Origin of the sequence: Caballeronia sordidicola (genome assembly GCF_002220365.1) — a bacterium.
Lineage (GTDB): Bacteria > Pseudomonadota > Gammaproteobacteria > Burkholderiales > Burkholderiaceae > Caballeronia > Caballeronia sordidicola_C.
This window is the reverse complement of the sequence record NZ_MTHB01000031.1, coordinates 22509-41277: the sequence shown is the minus strand read 5'-3', so window position 1 is coordinate 41277 and position 18769 is coordinate 22509. Positions and strand designations below refer to the sequence as shown.

Sequence of the window (18769 nt, the reverse complement as noted above, 5' to 3'; positions counted from 1 at the left end):
CCGCTCAGCGGATTCTCACCGAGCGCTGTCTGCACCTTGGCAGCCAACCCCGGGAATCCAGAGCGCATGTCGGTGATACCTGCTGCAATCCACACCCGCGTACCCGCCGGCAGGCCGATCACGATCTCAAACTCGCCAGCACCGCTCGAAGCGTCTCGACATCGACCGCGCCATCCACTTTGACCATTGCACGGCCGATTCGAACTTCGATCGTGCCGCCCTGGGATGTCGCCTTCGCCTTATCCGGTTCGATCAACGCCTCTGGCGCAACCACGCTCGCTACGTCTGTCACCACGCTCACGGGAATGAGCCCGCCAACCTTGCCCTGCTGTTTAACCCTATGCTCTCGTCGCCATCTGAACAGCAGATTAGCGTTCAAGCCGTTCTCACGAGCAAGACTTGAAACCGAGACACCGGGCTCACAGGCCGCATCGACCATTCGGCGCCGAAACTCCGGACTATGATTCGGGCAGCCTTTACGACCGCCCGAGCGCGATTTTTCTAATGTCAAAGTGGTTCCCACCATTCAAGTAGTGGGAACCACTTTGGCGTCTCATGGTAGCGAGATCAAGTGCGGCCCTCGCGCGACGCTTACGTCCTATCCGCGTTCTCCACGAGCTCTGGCACGAGTCGACCATCGATCGGCAACGTAGGCGCGCTCGCTATCGCAACGCGGGCGCCAGCGCGGTGCAAACGCGGCCTCGGCTAAAATAGCGGCGTGCTCGTTCTCGCATTAACCAGCGGAAATCATCCTATGACCAGGACAAAACTCAGGTCCATCAGCATTGCTCCCGACCATAACAAGTCTAATCTGTCGAAAGGGCAAAAGGCGTTCAACACGCTCATCAAGCAGATCGAAAAGCGGCGCGCCCGGCTGAGTGCCTGGGAGGCTGCAATGCCGGCGTTCCATCGGAAATACCAAAGCGAGTTTGCTCCCCTTGAGCAAACTTCGATCGACTTGCGGACCAAGCTCGTGCATCGCCTGGACCAGGTCTACGCTCAGAAGGGGCTGACCAAATCCGAGCGACGCACAATTGCAGACCTGATCAGCGACCTGGCAGGTGAACTGGTCGCCGAGAGCGACGATCCGGAGCTTAAAACGATTTACAACCGATACAGCGAATCCGACTTTGACAGTGAAGCTGCCGCTGAGTTGGACGACATGAAATCAGTGCTCGAAGCTATGCTCGGGGTCGAGTTGGGCGACGACGTTGACATGAGTTCGCCCGAGGATGTGCTGCAGCGCGCGCACGCGCAAATGGAACAGCGCCAGGCACAAGATGCACTCGAAAACCAGGCCCGGGAAGAGCGCCGCGCCAAACGAAAAAGGACACCTAGGCAACTCGCAGCAGAGGCACGAGAACAAGTTGAGCAGACCGAACTGAGTTTATCGATCCGAGAGGTCTATCGCAAACTGGCCAGCGCCTTGCATCCCGACCGCGAAACCGACCCGCAGGAACGTGAGCGAAAGACCACCCTGATGCAGAGGGCCAATCAGGCGTATAGCAAAAATAGCCTGTTGCAATTGCTTGAGTTGCAGTTGGAGTTAGAACACATTGACCAGAGCGCCATCAACAACATCGGCGAAGACCGGTTGAAACACTACAACAAGATTCTGAAGGAACAGGTCGGCGAACTCGACCATGAAATCCTGCATGTCGAGTACGGATTCAAGCACAGCTACGGAATTCCGCCCTTCATCGACGTGTCGCCCGGCACCATCATGCGCAATCTTGCCGCTGATATCTTCTCGCTGCAGGAGAGCCTCCACGCCCTTGAGCATGACCTGCTCGTATTCGACGACGTCAAGCAACTTAAGGACTGGCTAAAGTCCGTGAAACGGTCATTAGCCACGCCACGTTTCGACGATATGTTCTAGGGGAGCGCCGCTCCTCATGCTTCCTCCGCAGTGTGCAGAAAACACCGCTTACCTTCTTTGGAACGATTGGTTCCACCCTCTCCCATCGAATGCCTGGCACGACTGGCACGGGCCCTGCCGACATTCGGCGCCGCCTTTCCGATCCCGGCGGCAATACCGAATTGCTCGTCACGTTCGAAGAATTGGAAGAACTGCTCGACGTCACCATTGCCAACTACAACGGCACCCACCACAGCGGGTCGCCAGGGCGATCGCCTTTGGAAGTGATGCGCTATTTCCTCGCAACGCAGTGCGCGCCGCTTCGCTCACTTCCAGAACATCGCCGCCGCAATTTGTTCATGATGCAACCAGCCTACGAATGCACTGTGAGGGGCAACAAGAAGGGTGGCTTACGTCCGCATGTCAATTTCTTCGGCGCCCGTTATTCCAGCATGATTTTGGGCCAAGGCGTCAATCTGATCGGCACAAAGATTCTGATTTATTTCGATCCGCAGGATCTGCGTTTTGTTCAGGCATTTCTGCCAAACGGCGCCGAACTCGGTCCGCTGCAGGCCAATGCGCCATGGCATCGCACCGCCCATTCGTTACGCTTGCGGCGTGAAATCTTACGCCTCAAGCGCGTAAAAGATTTGACTTATGGCGATGCCAATGATCCGGTTGCCGCTTACCTCGAGAGCAAACGTCAGAAATCAGTCAAAACACAACGCCGAAGTAGTCATCGAATCGCTGAAGCTGTGCAGTCGCTGCAAACGCCGTCAGTCGAAAACGTCGGCAGTCCGCAAGCGCCGATACCTGCGGCACCGACACCGCCGGCCAAGCCGCGACAACTGGCCATCGGCAACCAGGCCCAGTCCAAATAGCCTCGGTCCAATGATGAACACTCAAGAACGTCCAATGTCGCTTGAACGTCACCCGGTGACATCGCGTGACTACCGCATACCGACTCCGACATTGGATGCATTTTATTTGCTCATTGTGCGTTCACTGCGATTCAAGATCCACGGCTCCATTATCTATGGACGTTCGCGCTTCGGAAAATCAAGCGGGATCGATTTTCTGGAGGAATTCCTCGCGAAGAAAGATAAGACGCTGCCGTTGATCAAGCTTACTTGCCAGCGCAAGAAAACACCTTCCGAGTCCGCATTTTTTTCAAACATGTTGAGCGAGGCGTGCCATGCGGCAACAAGCGGTGGCACACCATCGGCGCTACGCATTCGACTTGTCAACCGTCTGCGCGAAATCGCCGAGCGTGTTAAGAGCAACCGCATCGTTCTGTTCGTCGATGATGCGCAACGACTTGCGCAAATTGAATATGAATGGCTCCAGGAAATTCATGACACGTTGGCGAAACATCGCGTTTCGCTTGTATCGTTTCTGGTCGGCACACCACTGTTGCGCGGGCAGAAATCGATGTTCCAATCCCAGGGTGAAGATCAAATTGTTGCGCGCTTCATGGTCGACGAGCTTCCATTTCGAGGATTACTCTCGGCACAGGACTGCGCAACTTGTTTGGTCGCTTATGACGTGACGGAAGATCCCCCCAAGTCTGGCTGGCCCTACACCAGGTTCTTCCTGCGCAAGGCGTTCGATACTGGGCTGCGACTGGGCGACGAAGGCGCATCTGCCTGGGATGCGTTCGGTGACGCGCATCGACAGGCTCGCCTTCCGGGAGATGTCGAGATGATGGACTACTTCACCCGTGCGGTCGAATATATTCTTACCGAGTATGTTGGCCAGGACAACGACAAGTTCAGGCTCAACCGCTTGATTTGGGATGAGGCTGTTAAGTATTCTGGGTTCACGCAGGCACTCGAACTCATTTCACCTGGTATTATCGAATCCTAAACAGAATGCGAAATTTACGGTCAGCACGCCCGATTTTCTGTTTTGATAGTTCGACCCCGGAGTTCTGCACGCGGCCGCGCTGGTCCTGCGATGGTGAATCGGCGTGGTCGATTCTGAACAAATTCCAATGGCTCAATCGCCTGCCTTTGAATGCGTTGTTGGCGCCACTGGGCCGCGCCGATCTCATCGATGCCGAACCGAACCTCGATTTGCGCTTCGCGTCAATGATTGACGTCAAGACGACTTCGACCAATCTCGGCATTTCGTCAGCGCGCATAACACACGCTTTCGTGCCCATCCAAAACCAGACGCTCGCGCGCGCAATTTTCAGCAACGTACTGCGGTACTGTCCAATCTGTTTGATCGATGGTTTCCATGCAACATTGTTTCAGTGCCTGCTGCTCGATCAGTGTCCGATTCATTGCCGACGGCTTCAGGAAAATTGTCCTCAATGCCATGACACTATCGAATACCGACTCAATGCTTCGGCAGCAGCGAATCCTTATTCATGTCCACGTTGCCTTATCGGACTTTCGCCAAGTATCGATGCAATCCACCCAAGTTAAGAAATTGAGATCTTTCAGCAAGGTTTTTGCGTCATGGATTTGTGGGGTTTCGAGCGGGGTTTGCGTGGCTTTGAGATTCCTGGCCGATGACGGAAGGTATGGCGTGCGATGAGGGCCATGGCGTCCGCCAGCGAGGTCGCCGCGGCGATGCCGAGCAACAGGGATGGCAGTAGAGGCTTGAGCACGGAATGCACGTAAGCGCGGTTGATGCGTCGGTCGGGCGGCAATTCATGGCAGGTGTGGGCCGTCAGGGTGGTCAATGCCTGCAGGTTGTCGCACAGCACCCTGGCGGCGAGATCTTGTGCCACAGCCCGTTGTGACAGCCCGGAAACATGCTCGAGGTTTAACCGGTGCTTGAGGCGCTTGAACGCTTCTTCTATTCGCCAGCGCTGATGGTAGAGGTCGCCGAAGCAACTGGCGGGAAAGCGTACCGAGTCGAATAAGGTGGTCATCAGGACGCGCACATTGCCGTTCGGGGCGACGTGGCGGACCAGGCGCACCGTTTGAGGTTCGCGCGGGCACTCGTAGTCGCGCGCGTCGCGGCAATTGGGAGCGCCCAGCGTGACGATCTGTTCCAGCAGTCCGGAGCGCAGGAATTTGCGCACGCAAGCAAACCCGGAGGAATCGACACGCATGCAAAACGGAAGTTGAAGCTGGTTCAACACGGCCACCAGCCAGCGGCAAGGATAGCCTCGGTCGAGGAGCAGCAAATCGGTGCTGGAGAGGCGATGGAGATGTTCGAACAACATCTGCCGCTCGCCACGCTCATGAACGCTGTGCAGCGAGGCGGCAAGCATCAATTCGGCGCCGGGGAGAAACAGGCCAAAGGCGATTTGATCGGCCAGCGCCGCGCGCTTGACATGGCTGGCCCGCAGACCGAAGCGCATGGTGGAGGCATCGGCGGCGACCAGTCGCAAACCACGCCAGCGCGGTATAAAGCCATAATGTTCGGCGCGCTCGATCACCCAGTCGTTGAGCTGCGGGAGGGCGCGCAAGGATAGCTTGGCGCGCGCTTGCGCGAAGGCTTGCTCAGAGACGTGGCGCACCAGCTGCGCTTGTTGCCGTAGATGGGCGAAGAACACATCGAGTTCGGCCTGTACGCTCATGCGCATGCCGGTGAGTAGTAACGCGACCAGAGAGGGCAAGGGCAACTTGCGATGACGCGTAAACGCGCCGGGATGTTCGGAATGCCGGGCTATTTGGAGAAACTCGGCCGACTGCAATCGCGCGGCAAGATCACGGGAGACTCTGATGAACACGCCTGATGTACTACAACCCCGCGCACACGCCTTGCGCCTGTATGGACTGCTGGCGCATTGGCCCGACGTTGCGGGCGAACAGTGGGTCGCACCTCTGCTGCAGTGGGAAGAGGACGAGCGCGGTCGCCGCTCACTGGAGCGCCGTATCCGTGACGCGCATCTAGGCAGCTTCAAACCGCTGTGCGACTTTGATTGGGCATGGCCCAAGCGGTGCGATCGTGCTGCCGTCGAAGAGTTGATGTCACTTGAGTTCGTCAAGGACACCGCCAACGTCGTGCTGATCGGCCCGAACGGCGTCGGTAAATCCACACTGGCGCTCAATCTCGCCTATCAGGCAATCGCAGGTGGCCACACCGCGTTGTTCACCACCGCCGGCCAGATGCTTGGTGAACTAGCCGCGCTCGATAGCGATTCTGCCCTGCGCCGCCGACTGAATCGCTATGCCTCGCCCGACGTGCTCGTGATCGACGAGGTTGGCTACCTCTCGTACTCGAACCGCCACGCCGATCTGCTGTTTGAACTCGTCAGCCGGAGGTACGGGGTCACCTCGACCGTGGTTACGACAAACAGACCATTTAAAGAATGGCATGAGGTGTTTCCGAACGCGGCTTGCGTCGTGTCCCTTGTTGACCGACTGGTGCATCGTGCGGAAGTCGTCGTGATCGAGGGCGAGTCCTATCGCGTCAAGGAGGCGCGTGAACGCGCTGAGCAACGCACGAAGAAACGTACTGCGGCCAAGGCCGAAAAGAAGGCATCATGACGCGCCTTCATCTACCTTCAGGAATTACTTGTGGGCTCGACTTCCTGATTCCGGACAACTGGTCCGCCGATCAGGCACTCGCCGTCATCGAACTCATCGACGATCTACGCGAGCGAATCTGCCTGCACTATCAGTTCGCATTGCACGAACTGCTACACGAACAACGCGCACCTCCCGTGAACGCTCACCTGAACGACGTCGACGATCTATTCTGATGACCCTCACTCGGCAGTAGGTGCCGGTAACGGCCCCTACTCGTTGACGCTCCTACTCAACCTTGTGCCGCCGTTTAGTGCCGGATTTGCACCGCCGCTAACAACTATGGAGGAGTTTGCCGATCCAGACTTCTCTGACTCGAAGATCGCCTGATAGCGGCGGATTGTTTTACGGTCGATGCCCGTAAGCCGCTGGATCTGGCGCTGGCTCTTGTTACGCTCGAGTAGCGTGAATACGGTGCTTTGCAGGTGCGGCTTCAAGACGTTCACTCCCTGAACTCCTTCTTGTTCGAAGGAGACGAAGATAGACGTCCTGCAACACTTCACCCGTCAACTCAGTCGACGGTCGTCAGATGGGGGAGTTTGAAGTGACCATACCCGGGGGAATTTGACCGACCGCCCGGGGTCAGTCCGGAGAGGATTATGCAGTCAATCTCACGCAGAATCTGCTCGGGCTAGTCGACCGGCTCAAGTCACGCCGATACCGCGCGCAGCCAGTCCGTCGGCATTTCATCGCCAAGGCGGACGGCAGTCTTCGTGGGCTCGGCATTCCCTCTTTCGAAGACAAGGCGGCGCAGCGTGCCATTGTTATGCTTCTGGAGCCGATCTATGAACACGACTTTCACGACTGTTCTTACGGTTTCCGACCCGGTCGCAGTGCTCACGAGGCAGGCGCTGCGCTCCGTGTGGAAGGGAATTATGTATCGTGGTGGACAGTGGGTGCTCGACGTTGATGTGCGAAAGTACTTTGACAGCATCGACCAAGCCAAATTGAGAGAGCTTCTAGCCAGGCGAGTCACGGATGGCGTAGTCAGAAGATTGATCGACAAGTGGTTAAAAGCGGGTGTGCTGGATAACGGCCAGCTGTCTTATCCGGAGTTCGGCACGCCTCAAGGTGGGGTGATTTCGCCCTGCTTGGCTAATGTGTTTCTACATTATGTTCTGGATGAATGGTTTGCCGCGCAGGTGCAACCGCGCCTTCGTGGTCCAAGCACCTTGGTTCGTTTCGCGGATGACTTTGTCGTGATACTTGCGCACAAGGACGATGCGGAACGTGTCTTGCGGGTGCTGGAAAAGCGCTTGGGTAAGTACGGACTAGAACTACATCCGGACAAAACCCAGATGATTGATTTCCGCTTCAAACCCCAATCCGATCACGATGATCACCAAGAGCCGTTGGCCACGACCTTCAACTTCCTCGGCTTCACCCATGTGTGGGTGACTTCGGAGAAAGGCCGGGCAATGGTACGGCAATTAACCGCCAAAGATCGCGTCGCAAGGACGCTCAAAGCAATCCGCCGTGTCCGCCGTAGTATGCGGACCCGGCCGCTTCGCGATCAGCACCAGCGCTTGTGTCGGATGCTTAAGGGGCACTACGCCTACTTTGGCATCAGTGGGAACTATGAGCGCTTGGCGACCCTGCCGCATCAGGTCGCACGCATCTGGCGTAAGTGGTTGTCGCGAAGGTCGAACGAACGCTCCATGCCACGGGTTGCCTTCACGAAAATACTCAACCTATTTCCGTTACCGCAGCCTCGGATTGTTCATCGTTACGCCAAACCGTGAGCGAATCTGCGCGATGAGGAACCGGATGCATTAATTGGGCTCGTCCGGATCTGTGAGGGGTGAGGGGGGGCAACCTCCTCACCTACTCGGAGCCCGCCTGGTTATGTTTGTACAGCATCAGCTCTTCTGCGGGTAAAATCAACCGCCGATCATGCCAGATAACCCGCCGTCGGGCGCAAGCTTGCCTAAAGCGACAGAGTGATATTTTGTTATTCTTCTACGCTGGCGTCTAGGCTATTTCCGGCGAGCCGAAATGCTTCTCGTATAGGTCACGACTGTCCTCAAGCCAGACTCGAGCGAACTCTTCGCTTAACGGGTCAACGGCTACCCGCCGCATGTCGAAATCATCTAAGGTGAATTCCGCGACGAACCACGCGCCCTGAACACTCAAACATAAGAGCCGTTGTCGGAATCCGCGAGCTCTCATGTACGGATAACGCGTAGCTATAATTTCTGAGCTACAACCAGTCCATCGCCTTTGCTCCGCAATAACGTCCATTTCACTGAACGCCTTTTGAACAATCAGCGCGATCCGCTTGGAGTCTCTCGCATTTCGCCTGGCCAAGCGAATCCGATCAAGGCGAACCGCCAGTGTGTAACATCCTTCTGCCATGGCCGCGACAACTAGTAATTCTAGAATGTAGATGAGCTTGATGGCGGTAGTTTCCATATGAATGATTTGAAAGAAGAGGCACCACACGCGCCTAGTCTCGACTGGCAATCGCCCGCAACATCGAAGCCTTGCATAGACAGCGAAACAGGCAGGCCCTGCTTACCCCGCTCCGGCCGCCATAGCAATCGGTTCTACAAGATCAACGCCGCAATCAGACGGTCGATCTCGACTATTGATGATTCACCTCACCATTTCCTAGTTTGAACCTTCATGAATTTCCTTGTCCAACAGGTAACCCGAGCCGAGGGACGAATCGCAACCCGCCCCTGCCGTCTAAGTTAAGATAGTGGCACATTCCTTTCCATAAGGACGGCTTCACCCAATCAGGATGCCCAGTTCCTGTTCGATGTCGCGCATGGTGCGCAAGATACCTTCACGCATCGCTTCGATCATCAGATCAATCTCCGCTTCTGTAATGATAAGTGGTGGCGAAAATACACACTGGTTGACGATCGGGCGTAGCATCAAACCAAGCTCATGGCAATGTTGATCAATCCGCGCGCCGAGATTGCTGTCGAACGCCAGTGAGTCTTTAGCAATATCCTTGACCGTGCATTCTACGCAACCGACGAGGCCCATGCCTCGTACATCGAACACAATGGGAATATCCCGCAGTTCCTGCAAGCGGGCCTGAAAATACGGACCAACGTCGCGCACGTGCTCCAGGAGGTTTTCGCGCTCGATGATCTCAATGCTCTTGAGCGCCGCAACACTACAGACCGGATGACCTGAATATGTAAATCCGTGACCGAACGTAGCGCCTCTCGCATTGTTTCCCGACACTTCGGAAAACACGCGATCTGAAATCAGACAAGCGCCAAGCGGCAGATAGCCGGAGGTAAGGCCTTTCGCGCAGATGATGATGTCCGGTTCAATGCCGAAAACATCCTTCGACGCAAACCAGTGGCCAAGACGCCCAAAGCCGGTCACTACCTCGTCGGAGATATACAGTACGTCGTACTTTCTGCAAATTTCCCAGCATTTACGCAGATACCCGTCCGGTGGAACAATTACACCGCCGGATGACTGAATCGGTTCTGCGATAAATACGCCAACATTTTCCGGGCCCAGTTCAAGGATCTTTGCTTCGAGATCGTGTGCCTTTTCATCAGCGAACGCTTGCATGGTCATGCCCGTGGGACGGCGCGACGGGTTGACCGAAGGCAGAAAATGTACGAATGGCGAACCGATGTCGAACCAATTCTTGTCGCGGTCCTTACCCGTAACCAGCGAGCATAGGTACGTACTACCATGGTATGCAGAGGCACGTGAAATAATGTGCTTCTTATTGTTGCGACCTTTCACATTGTTATAAAATTGAACGAACCGAAGTGCAGTATCGACGGCAGTTGAGCCGCCCGTCGTCAGGAACACGTGATTAAGATCCCCAGGCGCCAACTCTGCGAGTTTTGCAGCGAGCCTCGCCGACGGTTCGCTCGTCAGAGAAAACGGGTTCATGTACGGCACCTGCATGATCTGCTTCGAAATCGCATCGGCCATCTCTTGGCGGCCATATCCAATTTGCATGCACCACATTCCGCCTGGCCCGTCGATCAGGCGACGGCCAGTTTCATCGTAGACGTAGATTCCGTCCGCTCGGGAAATGACGGTCCGGTTCGCAGCACCCACGTCGGCCATTGACTCCCACGGGTGGAACCACGATTCGTTATCGTTCTTGCGAATTTGATCAAGATTGTCTAAAGGTTTCATAATTTCCTCGTTCGTGCGAGGCACGCACAGTTACTTCGTTTAACTGCTTAGGTTGTTGTATTGCTACGGGCAAGTCGGCGTGACCGCCAGCCAATTCAAGGTTGATCTCGTGGTTGCGCCTCTAATGTTGGCCGATCATAAAAAGGTTGTTGAGCGCCACTCCGCTTGTAAAAAATATGTTGACCAGAATTGGTTGCGTTGATCTGTGACTAAGCACAAAACTACGCGACAGCACGGTAGTTATCGAGAACATCGAAACGCGTTAGGGCCGGAATGCGATTCCGCTCAGATCCGCTCGAAAACGGCAGCGATGCCTTGACCACCGCCGATGCACATCGTCACGAGCGCATACCGCCCCCCCGTCCGTCTGAGCTCGTAGAGCGCTTTCACAGTGATGAGCGCCCCGGTTGCGCCAATCGGGTGTCCAAGTGAAATCCCTGAACCATTCGGATTCACTTTGACCGGATCAAGCCCCAGCTCGTTCGTAACCGCGCAGGCTTGTGCGGCAAAAGCCTCGTTGGCTTCAATGACGTCGAGGTCGGCCACGGTCAATCCTGCTCGTGCCAGCACAGCACGCGTGGCTGACACAGGCCCTATCCCCATGATCCGGGGATCGACGCCAGAATGGGCGTATGCCACGATGCGCGCGAGGGGCCGTTCGCCACGCTGCTGCGCAACTGCGGCATCCATCAGGACAAGCGCAGCGGCTGCGTCGTTGAGACCCGACGAGTTTCCGGCGGTGACCGTCCCATTGCCCTTCGCAAAAATTGGCCTGAGCTTTCCCAGTTCTTCGCGGCTTAAGTTCGCACGCGGATGTTCATCGGTGTCGAAAACGACGGGTCCATTTCGGGCGGAAATCGACAAAGGCACAATCTGCTCCCTGAAATAGCCCGCTTCGACCGCAGCAGTCGCTCGACGGTGGGACTCACATGCCAGCGCGTCTTGATCGTCGCGACTAATTCCAAATTGCTCAGCAACGTTTTCGGCGGTCACACCCATATGAACACGATGAAACGGATCGTTGAGCGCGCCGAGCATCATGTCGATCGCCTGTGCATCGCCCATGCGTATCCCGAAACGGGCGCCCGGTATCACATAGGGCGCACGGCTCATATTTTCGGCACCACCCGCTACCGCGATATCGGCATCGCCGAGCATAATGATTTGTGCTGCGGAAACTATGGCCTGCAGCCCTGAACCGCAGAGGCGATTGAGCGTGAACGCGGGCACGCGCTCTGACACACCGGCGTCCATTGCAACAACACGCGCAAGGTACATATCCTTGGGTTCCGTATGGATTACGTTGCCAAAGACGACATGCCCGACCTCATCGCCGAGAACGCCGCCGCGAACAAGCGCTTCACGCACAACCTGTGTTCCCAGTTCCGTTGGCGACAGGTTTTTCAGGCTACCCCCAAAACTTCCAATCGCCGTACGCACACCGCTCACGATCACAACTTCGCGCTTCATTGCTGCTCCTTTCTTTTAAAGCCCGCCGGCCACCGATATTCCTTTCAGCGCGTATCACCTTTCAACTCAACTTAACTGCGCGCATAGATCAGGCACCACCGCGAACAGATCGCCCACCAGACCATAATCGGCCACGCTGAAAATCGGGGCATCCGGGTCCTTGTTGATCGCAACGATAACTTTAGAGTCTTTCATACCTGCGAGATGCTGAATCGCGCCCGAGATACCGACCGCCACGTACAGTTGTGGCGCGACGATTTTGCCGGTCTGCCCGACCTGATAGTCGTTCGGCACGAAGCCCGCGTCGACTGCTGCACGCGATGCACCCAGCGCTGCGTTTAGCTTGTCGGCCAGCGGCTCCAGCACCCTCGTATAGTTCTCGCGATTGCCCAAACCGCGGCCACCCGAGACGATGATCTTTGCCGTCGTCAGTTCCGGGCGGTCCAGCTTAGTCACTTCGCGACTCACGAACAGCGAGAGACCGCCGTCCGCTGCCGCGTCGATCTTCTCGATCGCAGCGCAACCACCTCCGGCGCCAAGCGCGTCGAAACCGGTTGAGCGAACCGTGATGACCTTGATCGGGTCAGCCGATTGTACCGTCGCGATCGCGTTGCCCGCGTAGATTGGACGCTCGAAAGTATCGACTGAAACCACCGCCGTAATATCGCTAATCTGCGCGACGTCGAGTTTCGCTGCGATACGCGGGGCGATGTTCTTGCCGTACGCGGTAGCAGGCGACAGAATATGCGTGTAGTCCTTCGCGATTTTCAGCACCGTCGCCTCGATATTTTCCGCGAGGCCGGCTCCGAGATGCGGCGCGTCAGCCAGCAGGACTTTCGAAACACCCGCGATCTTCGCTGCCGCATCCGCCGCTGCCTGCGCGTTGTAACCTGCCACCAGTACATGAATATCACCGCCGATCTTTTGTGCCGCAGCAACAGTATTCAGCGTCGCGGCCTTGATCGACGCATTGTCGTGTTCTGCTATTACCAAGTTCGTCATTTTTTTCGACTCCTCATAACACCTTGACTTCAGTTTTCAGCTTCTCGACCAGAGTCTTCACGTCCGACACCTTCATGCCGGCGGAGCGCTTGGGCGGCTCGGCGACTCGCAACGTCTTCAGGCGCGGCGACACGTCGACGCCGAGGTCTTCCACCTTAATAGTCTCCAGCGGCTTCTTCTTCGCTTTCATTATGTTCGGCAGTGTCACGTAGCGCGGCTCGTTCAGGCGCAGGTCGGTGGTGATCACGGCAGGCAGCGTCAGCGACAGCGTTTCGACGCCCCCGTCCACTTCACGCAGGACCGTAACATTACCGTCGGCAACTACCACCTTCGACGCAAACGTCGCTTGCGGCAGGTTAGCCAACGCGGCGAGCATTTGGCCAGTCTGGTTTGAATCGTCGTCGATCGCCTGCTTCCCGAGAATGATCAGTTGCGGCTGTTCCTTGTCGATTAGCGCCTTCAATAGCTTCGCAACCGCCAGCGGCTGCAGATCTTCCGACGACTCGATGAGGATCGCGCGATCCGCGCCAATGGCCAGCGCCGTACGCAACGTTTCCTGCGATTGCGTCGGCCCCGCGGACACCACGATCACTTCGGTCGCCACGCCAGCTTCGCGTAAGCGCACAGCTTCTTCCACAGCGATTTCGTCGAACGGATTCATCGACATTTTCACGTTCGCGATGTCGACGCCCGTGCCGTCCAATTTCACCCTGACCTTAACGTTGAAATCCGTCACTCGCTTGACCGCGACCAGTACCTTAATACTCATTTTAATATCCTCGTCGAAACGCTCAGTCTTGTTCCGCGACCAGGGGGTGACTGGCCAAAGGGCGCATCTCCGCATCAAAATCGTCAAGTGTCGGAAAGGAAAGCGGCTCGAGTTCTTCAAGTTTCGTCAGGTAATCGCCGTAACGCTCTAGAATCGCTTCCCGTTCACCCGGTGCGACATACGGCACGTGAAACGCCACAAACGATGGCAACACTTCGAAACCGGCATAGCCCAGCGTTCCGCGCAGAACGTGGCGCAGCATTATGTCCATTTCACCGTGGATACCGTGCTCACCGAACATGAAGTCGCGGCCGCCGCAGGTATAGGCAAGCAACGCACGCTTGCCGCGCATACCGCCCCGATCGTAGAAACGCAATCCACCGTAAATCTTGCCCGATACAAGCACGCGGTCCAGCCATCCTTTCATAATCGCAGGCATTGAGCACCAATAAAGCGGGAAGCTGAAAATCACCAAGTCGCACGAGAGAAGCTTGTCAAGTTCGGCAGCTATATCCGGGGCAATCTGACCTGCCGCGACGCTTTCTCGCTGCTCCAGCGCATAAACGAGATAATCCGGGTTTTGACGCACCCCAAAATCTGCCGCGCTCGCAACGGGATTCCAGTGCATCGCGTACAGATCCGACAGCATTACTTCATGCCCCTGCACCTGCAGCGTTTCCATCGCGAGCCGCTTCATCGATGCCGTGAAAGACTGCGGTTCCGGATGCGCGTGAACGATCAATACTTTCATGTTGAAATGCCCCAAAAATTCCAGAGTTCAATGTTCTGTCGACAAGACGCATCAATAGAGCAAAAGATGGCTTAGCGATGCATTGTTCGAAGACGCAAATCGTCGGAGCGATTGCCTTGACAAGTTCTCGAAAACCGATCGAGATTCGGAGCCTGAGAAAGCGACCTTTGCCCGGCCTTTCACAACTACTCAATGTCTGGCTCCCTGCAATCTTTATTACCCGTCAAATACGGGTTGAACGTTCGTTCATCAAGATTACTCTTTATCTCGGCATGCCGCAAGTCTCAGTCTTGTCCAACGAGGTGTGAGCCTGAAGGCGCGGGCGTGATTCCAACGAGGAATGAGCCTAGGAGACCGTCGGAGTTGAGGTGAAGCGTAATTCAAAACGGTTCAAGTAGCTGACTGAGTTCGCGCCGGTTTGCGGACTCACCTCGTCGTCAACACGCGATAAAAGTAGTTTGAAAGAAGATTGGAGCGGCAACCCGGGGCGTTGGGGTCGCGCAAAGCGCCTCTTTGAGGTCCTACGCGCCTCGTAACACACTCATCCGCTTGATGTTCCACGCCAGCGCGACCAGCGACCATTCCGCCCCGACGTTGGACAGCCCGCGCAGCGAGAACTGCCGGAATCCCATCACATGCTTGATGATGCCGAACACCGGTTCAACCGTGTTCTTGCGCAGCCCGTAAAGCGCGCGACCCGCCTTTGTCTTGAGTCGGTGCATCATGCTGACGAGCGGATCGGTACTCTCGGGTGGTGCTGGATCGTCAGCGAAGCGTTCCATCAGCGGCAGATGATGGGCGTCGCGCCGGATCGCGATTCCGCGGGGTGATGTGCGCGGCCTCGCAGGTAGCGACGTTGGCCGCACTGAAGTAGCCCGCATCCGCCAGCAACACCTCAGGCTGACCCAATGGCTCGGGCAGCGCCCCCAGCACGTCGAGCATCGGTGTGACCTGGCGCTTGTCGTTGCTTTGCTGGGTTACCGTCGTGCCCACGATCAACATCGTTTCGACATCCACTGCCGCCTGCGCGTTGTAGCCTTGCTCGAAGCCGCCACTGGACACCGGCAGGATGCGCGACTCTTCGTCCGTGAGGTTGATCTGGTCGCGTTCCCTGGCACCGTCTTGCGGCGGCTTCGGGTCCTTGCCCCGCGGCTTCTTGCCATCTTTGCGCTGCGCCTCGCGACGCGCCACCTTGGCTTCGTACTCCTGCTGTTCTTGCTCGAACCGTTCCCGCGCCCGCGCCTCGATCTTCGCCTTCGCTTCGGCTAACGCCTTGAGCCGCGCTTCGCGTCGCGCGAGCTCCGCCGGCACATCCATTCCGTCCGGCACACCGTTACGGTCCGCGTTCCCGGCCATTTCCATCAACTGTTGTACTTCTTCATGCAACTGCGCCTCGATCCGGCCGATGTGCCCGTACGACAGCGCGCGATGCCTGCTTGCGTTCGCCTTCACCTTGGTGCCGTCCAGCGCAATCCGGCCCAGCTTGATCAGCTTCATCTCCTTGGCGACCAGCAGCACCTGCACAAACAGCTTCTCTATCTGGCTCGCGAACCGCTTGCGAAAGGTGGCCAGCGTGTCATGGTCCGGGTGCGTGTTCGCCGCGATGTAGCGGAACGCCACCGAGTCATAGGTCGCTCTCTCAATCTTGCGGCTCGAGAACACCCCGGTTGCATACCCGTACACCAGCAAACCCAGCAGCACCTCGGGGTGATGCGCCGCCATGCCTCGTCCCGCATACGCTCTGCTCAACTCCGAGAGGTCCATCTGCGCGATGACTTCCACCACGAACCGCGCCAGATGGTCTTCCGGCAACCAGTCCTTCACCGACGGCGGCAACAGATAACCGGTCTGACGATCAACGAGCACGAAGCGACTCATCTATGGGCTCTCTCAGCAAACTGGCTGATTCATTAACGCACAACGCTGCCGCCCGGATGACCTTCTACCCTGAAAATCCGACAGTCTCCTATAGAGACCGGGAACGACAATAGAAGGCTGGCTGACGGGCAACTGACCGGCGTGGCGGGTCGATCATCATCAGGGGATGGTGATCGATATGAACGAAGCACAAGTGAGCACCGTCGAGAAGATGCGGCAGGTCCTGGCGGGCACGCAGGCTCTCGAATTCAGGCAGGCGGGGGATGATGCGGGGCGCTACGCCTGGATTGACGCCGTGCTACGGCGCATGGACTACCGCCAGTTGAAGCGCCCAGAGCGTGGCGTGGCACTGGCCTATCTGCAGCGTCTGAGCGGCTATAGCCGCGCGCAGGTCACGCGGTTGGTGTCACGCTGGATGGCGCGCAAGCCGCTGGTCAAGCAGTACCGCGCCCCCGAACACGCTTTTGCACAGCGCTATACGCCCCTTGATGTGGCGCTGCTAGCCGAAGTAGATCGCGCCATGGGCACACTTTCGGGACCGGCCACGGCCTGCGTGCTGCGCCGCCAGCGCGACGTCTTCGGCGATGCGCGCTTCGAACGGTTGGGCTCGCTCTCAGTGGGGCACCTGTACAACCTGCGCAACAGCGCCACTTATCGCGACCGGCGCGTCGTGCAGACAAAGACCCAGCCGACGAAGGCGGTGACGATCGGCACGCGCCGTGCGCCAGCCCCCGAGGGTCGCCCCGGCTTCATCCGCATCGACAGCGTCCATCAAGGCGATCTCGATGGCGCCAAGGGCCTGTACCACATCAACGCGGTCGATTGCGTCACCCAGTGGGAAGTGACGGCCACGGTGCAAACAATCTCCGATGCACACCTGCTACCCGTGATCGAGCAGATGCTCGATCAGTTTCCTTTCACCATCCTGGGCTTTCACGCCGACAACGGCAGCGAGTACATCAACCACCGGGTAGCCGGGATGCTGAACAAGCTTTGCATCGAGTTCACGCGCAGTCGCCCTCGGCACAGTAACGACAATGGTTTGGCGGAGACCAAAAACGGCGCAGTGGTGCGCAAGATATTCGGCTACGGCCACATCCCGCAGCACCATGCGGCGCACTTCAACACATTCTGCGTGGAGTTCCTCAACCCGTTTCTGAACTTCCACCGACCGTGCCTCTTCTCCACCGATGTGCCCGACCCTAAGAAGCCCGGGCGCATCAAGCGCACGTATCGCCCGAAAGATGCGATGACGCCGCTGGACAAACTCGCCAGCCTGCCCGATGCGGCAAGCTTCCTACGCGAGGGCACCACGCTCGAAGATCTGCGGCAACGCGCCTGCGCGTTGACCGACCTGGAGGCAGGCGCGGAACTGAACGAAGCCCGCGCCGCGCTGTTCAGACGCGTCATTGAACGCACAGCCTGAACAGGCGGCTACGCCGCCGAACATGAAGCGTGTACCGAGTCCGGTACACGCGGTAGCCGTTACGCCATGGCGGGAATCTCGCGCCCGCCCGTGGACAACGGCGCTGTTCACAGCACAAGGCTATGGACAGCCGCTACGCGGTTCCGCTGTTGCCCACCGGCTCCCCACGAACTTTGCCTTCGGCCTGACACGCCGCTGCGCGTCTTGTCCTAATGAATCTCATCATCAACCCCTCTCAGCCTCCCGGATATACTCGGCCGATCAACAACGGATCGACTCGCTTCGCATTGCCGATCCCGGGCCGCTCCAGGCTCAAACCTGAATTGGAAAAGACTGTCTCGGCGCTTAATCACAGCAGTTGCGCGAGTGGCTGCGCCCGGTCGCCAACGCGGGTTTTACACGCCATTAAACTTCGTGATGCCGCAAGTCGCGTCACATACGAGCTCTTTCCAGGCGACCCTAATGTTGATTCGACTCGTTGCTGGCGTGAGGAGGCGATGAACGGTTTTGCAACGATCACTCTTCAGCGTCACCTCAATGAACCACAAACCTGGACCTACGACAACTTCACCACGCGGAAGTCCCCCTCTTTCGAGGCGAGGCAAATCTTGAACGCCTACAAAATCAATTTACAGACCAACATTCGCTTTTTCGGCGTTCATCCCACTTGTCCAGCAGCCTGCCTCGCGGGTCACCTGCCATTGCCGAAACGGTGGCATGGGCGAACGACCGGGCATCGTGTTCCAGCGTAAGAGACAAAAACGCTTTAGGTTCTACCTCCTCGCCGAGCGTCATGTTGCCGGCGTGCCTTAATTGACAAGCCCGCCGGTGTTCTGGTTTAGCTCAAGCCCGACAGTGCCCTCGGCTTATTTCTTATGACGACTTCTACCAGCCGTTCGCTGTGCTAGCCAACACGCCCAACCTAGGAACCCATCCGCCTCAACGCCGGCAGACAACGGCACACTCTCGCGAATGCACCGTCGCTTAATCCATCACTTTC

Annotated in this window: 17 protein-coding genes and 1 pseudogene; 8 read left to right on the top strand and 10 right to left on the bottom strand. The window is 57.3% G+C overall.

What is annotated here, in order from left to right; genetic code table 11:
* Positions 1-95, bottom strand: a 95-nt coding sequence (gene tnpB / locus BSU04_RS04900; RefSeq protein ID WP_373452798.1) for an IS66 family insertion sequence element accessory protein TnpB, incomplete at its 3' end; no start/stop codon positions are given.
* Positions 96-118: 23 nt separating this feature from the next.
* Entirely contained in the window at positions 119-526 is a 408-nt protein-coding gene (tnpA, locus tag BSU04_RS04895; protein WP_089159542.1) for an IS66-like element accessory protein TnpA, read from the bottom strand.
* A gap of 228 nt (positions 527-754) precedes the next feature.
* On the opposite strand from tnpA, the gene BSU04_RS04890 reads away from it, so the two are divergent.
* Genes BSU04_RS04890 through BSU04_RS04880 form a run of 3 tightly spaced genes read left to right on the top strand, consistent with a single transcriptional unit; the run spans position 755 to position 3724 of the window.
* Entirely contained in the window at positions 755-1879 is a 1125-nt protein-coding gene (locus BSU04_RS04890; protein ID WP_089159541.1) for a J domain-containing protein, read from the top strand.
* 32 nt (positions 1880-1911) lie between these two features.
* Entirely contained in the window at positions 1912-2739 is an 828-nt protein-coding gene (locus BSU04_RS04885) for an integrase catalytic subunit (RefSeq protein ID WP_144021126.1), read from the top strand.
* A 34-nt stretch (positions 2740-2773) separates the two neighbouring features.
* A complete protein-coding gene (locus BSU04_RS04880; protein WP_256982169.1) occupies positions 2774-3724 on the top strand; it encodes an ATP-binding protein in 951 nt (316 codons plus the stop codon).
* Positions 3725-4304: 580 nt separating this feature from the next.
* Here BSU04_RS04880 and BSU04_RS04870 read toward each other — a convergent pair.
* Positions 4305-5549 carry an IS4 family transposase gene (locus BSU04_RS04870; protein WP_144021125.1) on the bottom strand — a complete coding sequence of 415 codons (1245 nt, stop codon included), beginning with the start codon at positions 5547-5549 and terminating at the stop codon, positions 4305-4307.
* Between BSU04_RS04870 and istB the strand changes: the two genes are divergently transcribed.
* Positions 5542-6309, top strand: a complete 768-nt coding sequence (gene istB / locus BSU04_RS04865; RefSeq protein WP_089159536.1) for an IS21-like element helper ATPase IstB — start codon at positions 5542-5544, stop codon at positions 6307-6309. The genes BSU04_RS04870 and istB overlap by 8 nt on opposite strands.
* The gene (locus BSU04_RS04860; RefSeq protein ID WP_089159535.1) at positions 6306-6524 is read left to right on the top strand and encodes a hypothetical protein; all 219 of its coding nucleotides are present in this window, start codon (positions 6306-6308) and stop codon (positions 6522-6524) included. The genes istB and BSU04_RS04860 overlap by 4 nt, the downstream gene beginning before the upstream one ends.
* Before the next feature lie 36 nt (positions 6525-6560).
* Here BSU04_RS04860 and BSU04_RS04855 read toward each other — a convergent pair whose 3' ends face one another.
* Entirely contained in the window at positions 6561-6794 is a 234-nt protein-coding gene (locus BSU04_RS04855; protein ID WP_089159534.1) for a hypothetical protein, read from the bottom strand.
* A gap of 176 nt (positions 6795-6970) precedes the next feature.
* Between BSU04_RS04855 and BSU04_RS48720 the strand changes: the two genes are divergently transcribed.
* Positions 6971-7258 carry a reverse transcriptase domain-containing protein gene (locus BSU04_RS48720; RefSeq protein WP_373452797.1) on the top strand — a complete coding sequence of 96 codons (288 nt, stop codon included), beginning with the start codon at positions 6971-6973 and terminating at the stop codon, positions 7256-7258.
* Positions 7224-8090, top strand: a complete 867-nt coding sequence (locus BSU04_RS04850; RefSeq protein ID WP_373452796.1) for a reverse transcriptase domain-containing protein — start codon at positions 7224-7226, stop codon at positions 8088-8090. Before BSU04_RS48720 ends, BSU04_RS04850 begins: the two co-directional genes overlap by 35 nt.
* A 988-nt stretch (positions 8091-9078) precedes the next feature.
* On the opposite strand, the gene BSU04_RS04840 is transcribed toward BSU04_RS04850, so the two are convergent.
* The 6 genes and pseudogenes from BSU04_RS04840 to BSU04_RS04815 form a co-directional block, all read right to left on the bottom strand.
* Positions 9079-10473, bottom strand: a complete 1395-nt coding sequence (locus BSU04_RS04840) for an aminotransferase (RefSeq protein WP_089159532.1) — start codon at positions 10471-10473, stop codon at positions 9079-9081.
* Between the two features lie 285 nt (positions 10474-10758).
* On the bottom strand, positions 10759-11943 hold the full coding sequence (locus BSU04_RS04835) for an acetyl-CoA C-acyltransferase family protein (RefSeq protein ID WP_089159531.1): 1185 nt from the start codon (positions 11941-11943) through the stop codon (positions 10759-10761).
* 66 nt (positions 11944-12009) lie between these two features.
* Positions 12010-12945: an electron transfer flavoprotein subunit alpha/FixB family protein gene (locus BSU04_RS04830; protein ID WP_089159530.1), complete on the bottom strand. Its 936-nt coding sequence runs from the start codon at positions 12943-12945 to the stop codon at positions 12010-12012.
* 13 nt (positions 12946-12958) lie between these two features.
* Positions 12959-13708, bottom strand: coding sequence for an electron transfer flavoprotein subunit beta/FixA family protein (locus BSU04_RS04825; RefSeq protein ID WP_089159544.1), 750 nt, complete (start codon positions 13706-13708; stop codon positions 12959-12961).
* 28 nt (positions 13709-13736) lie between these two features.
* Positions 13737-14465, bottom strand: a complete 729-nt coding sequence (locus BSU04_RS04820) for an NAD(P)H-dependent oxidoreductase (RefSeq protein ID WP_089159529.1) — start codon at positions 14463-14465, stop codon at positions 13737-13739.
* Positions 14466-14986: 521 nt separating this feature from the next.
* A pseudogene (locus BSU04_RS04815) lies at positions 14987-16343 on the bottom strand (IS1182 family transposase).
* 178 nt (positions 16344-16521) lie between these two features.
* Between BSU04_RS04815 and BSU04_RS04810 the strand changes: the two are divergent.
* Complete coding sequence (locus tag BSU04_RS04810) at positions 16522-17769, top strand: integrase catalytic domain-containing protein (RefSeq protein WP_256982164.1); 1248 nt, start codon at positions 16522-16524, stop codon at positions 17767-17769.
* Positions 17770-18769 lie beyond the last annotated feature (1000 nt).

Coding starts and splice junctions, on each gene's coding strand:
- tnpA (WP_089159542.1), bottom strand. CDS start 526: ATGGTGGGAACCACTTTGACATTAGAAAAATCGCGCTCGGGCGGTCGT.
- BSU04_RS04890 (WP_089159541.1), top strand. CDS start 755: ATGACCAGGACAAAACTCAGGTCCATCAGCATTGCTCCCGACCATAAC.
- BSU04_RS04880 (WP_256982169.1), top strand. CDS start 2,774: ATGTCGCTTGAACGTCACCCGGTGACATCGCGTGACTACCGCATACCG.
- istB (WP_089159536.1), top strand. CDS start 5,542: ATGAACACGCCTGATGTACTACAACCCCGCGCACACGCCTTGCGCCTG.
- BSU04_RS04860 (WP_089159535.1), top strand. CDS start 6,306: ATGACGCGCCTTCATCTACCTTCAGGAATTACTTGTGGGCTCGACTTC.
- BSU04_RS04850 (WP_373452796.1), top strand. CDS start 7,224: ATGTATCGTGGTGGACAGTGGGTGCTCGACGTTGATGTGCGAAAGTAC.
- BSU04_RS04840 (WP_089159532.1), bottom strand. CDS start 10,473: ATGAAACCTTTAGACAATCTTGATCAAATTCGCAAGAACGATAACGAA.
- BSU04_RS04835 (WP_089159531.1), bottom strand. CDS start 11,943: ATGAAGCGCGAAGTTGTGATCGTGAGCGGTGTGCGTACGGCGATTGGA.
- BSU04_RS04830 (WP_089159530.1), bottom strand. CDS start 12,945: ATGACGAACTTGGTAATAGCAGAACACGACAATGCGTCGATCAAGGCC.
- BSU04_RS04820 (WP_089159529.1), bottom strand. CDS start 14,465: ATGAAAGTATTGATCGTTCACGCGCATCCGGAACCGCAGTCTTTCACG.
- BSU04_RS04810 (WP_256982164.1), top strand. CDS start 16,522: ATGAACGAAGCACAAGTGAGCACCGTCGAGAAGATGCGGCAGGTCCTG.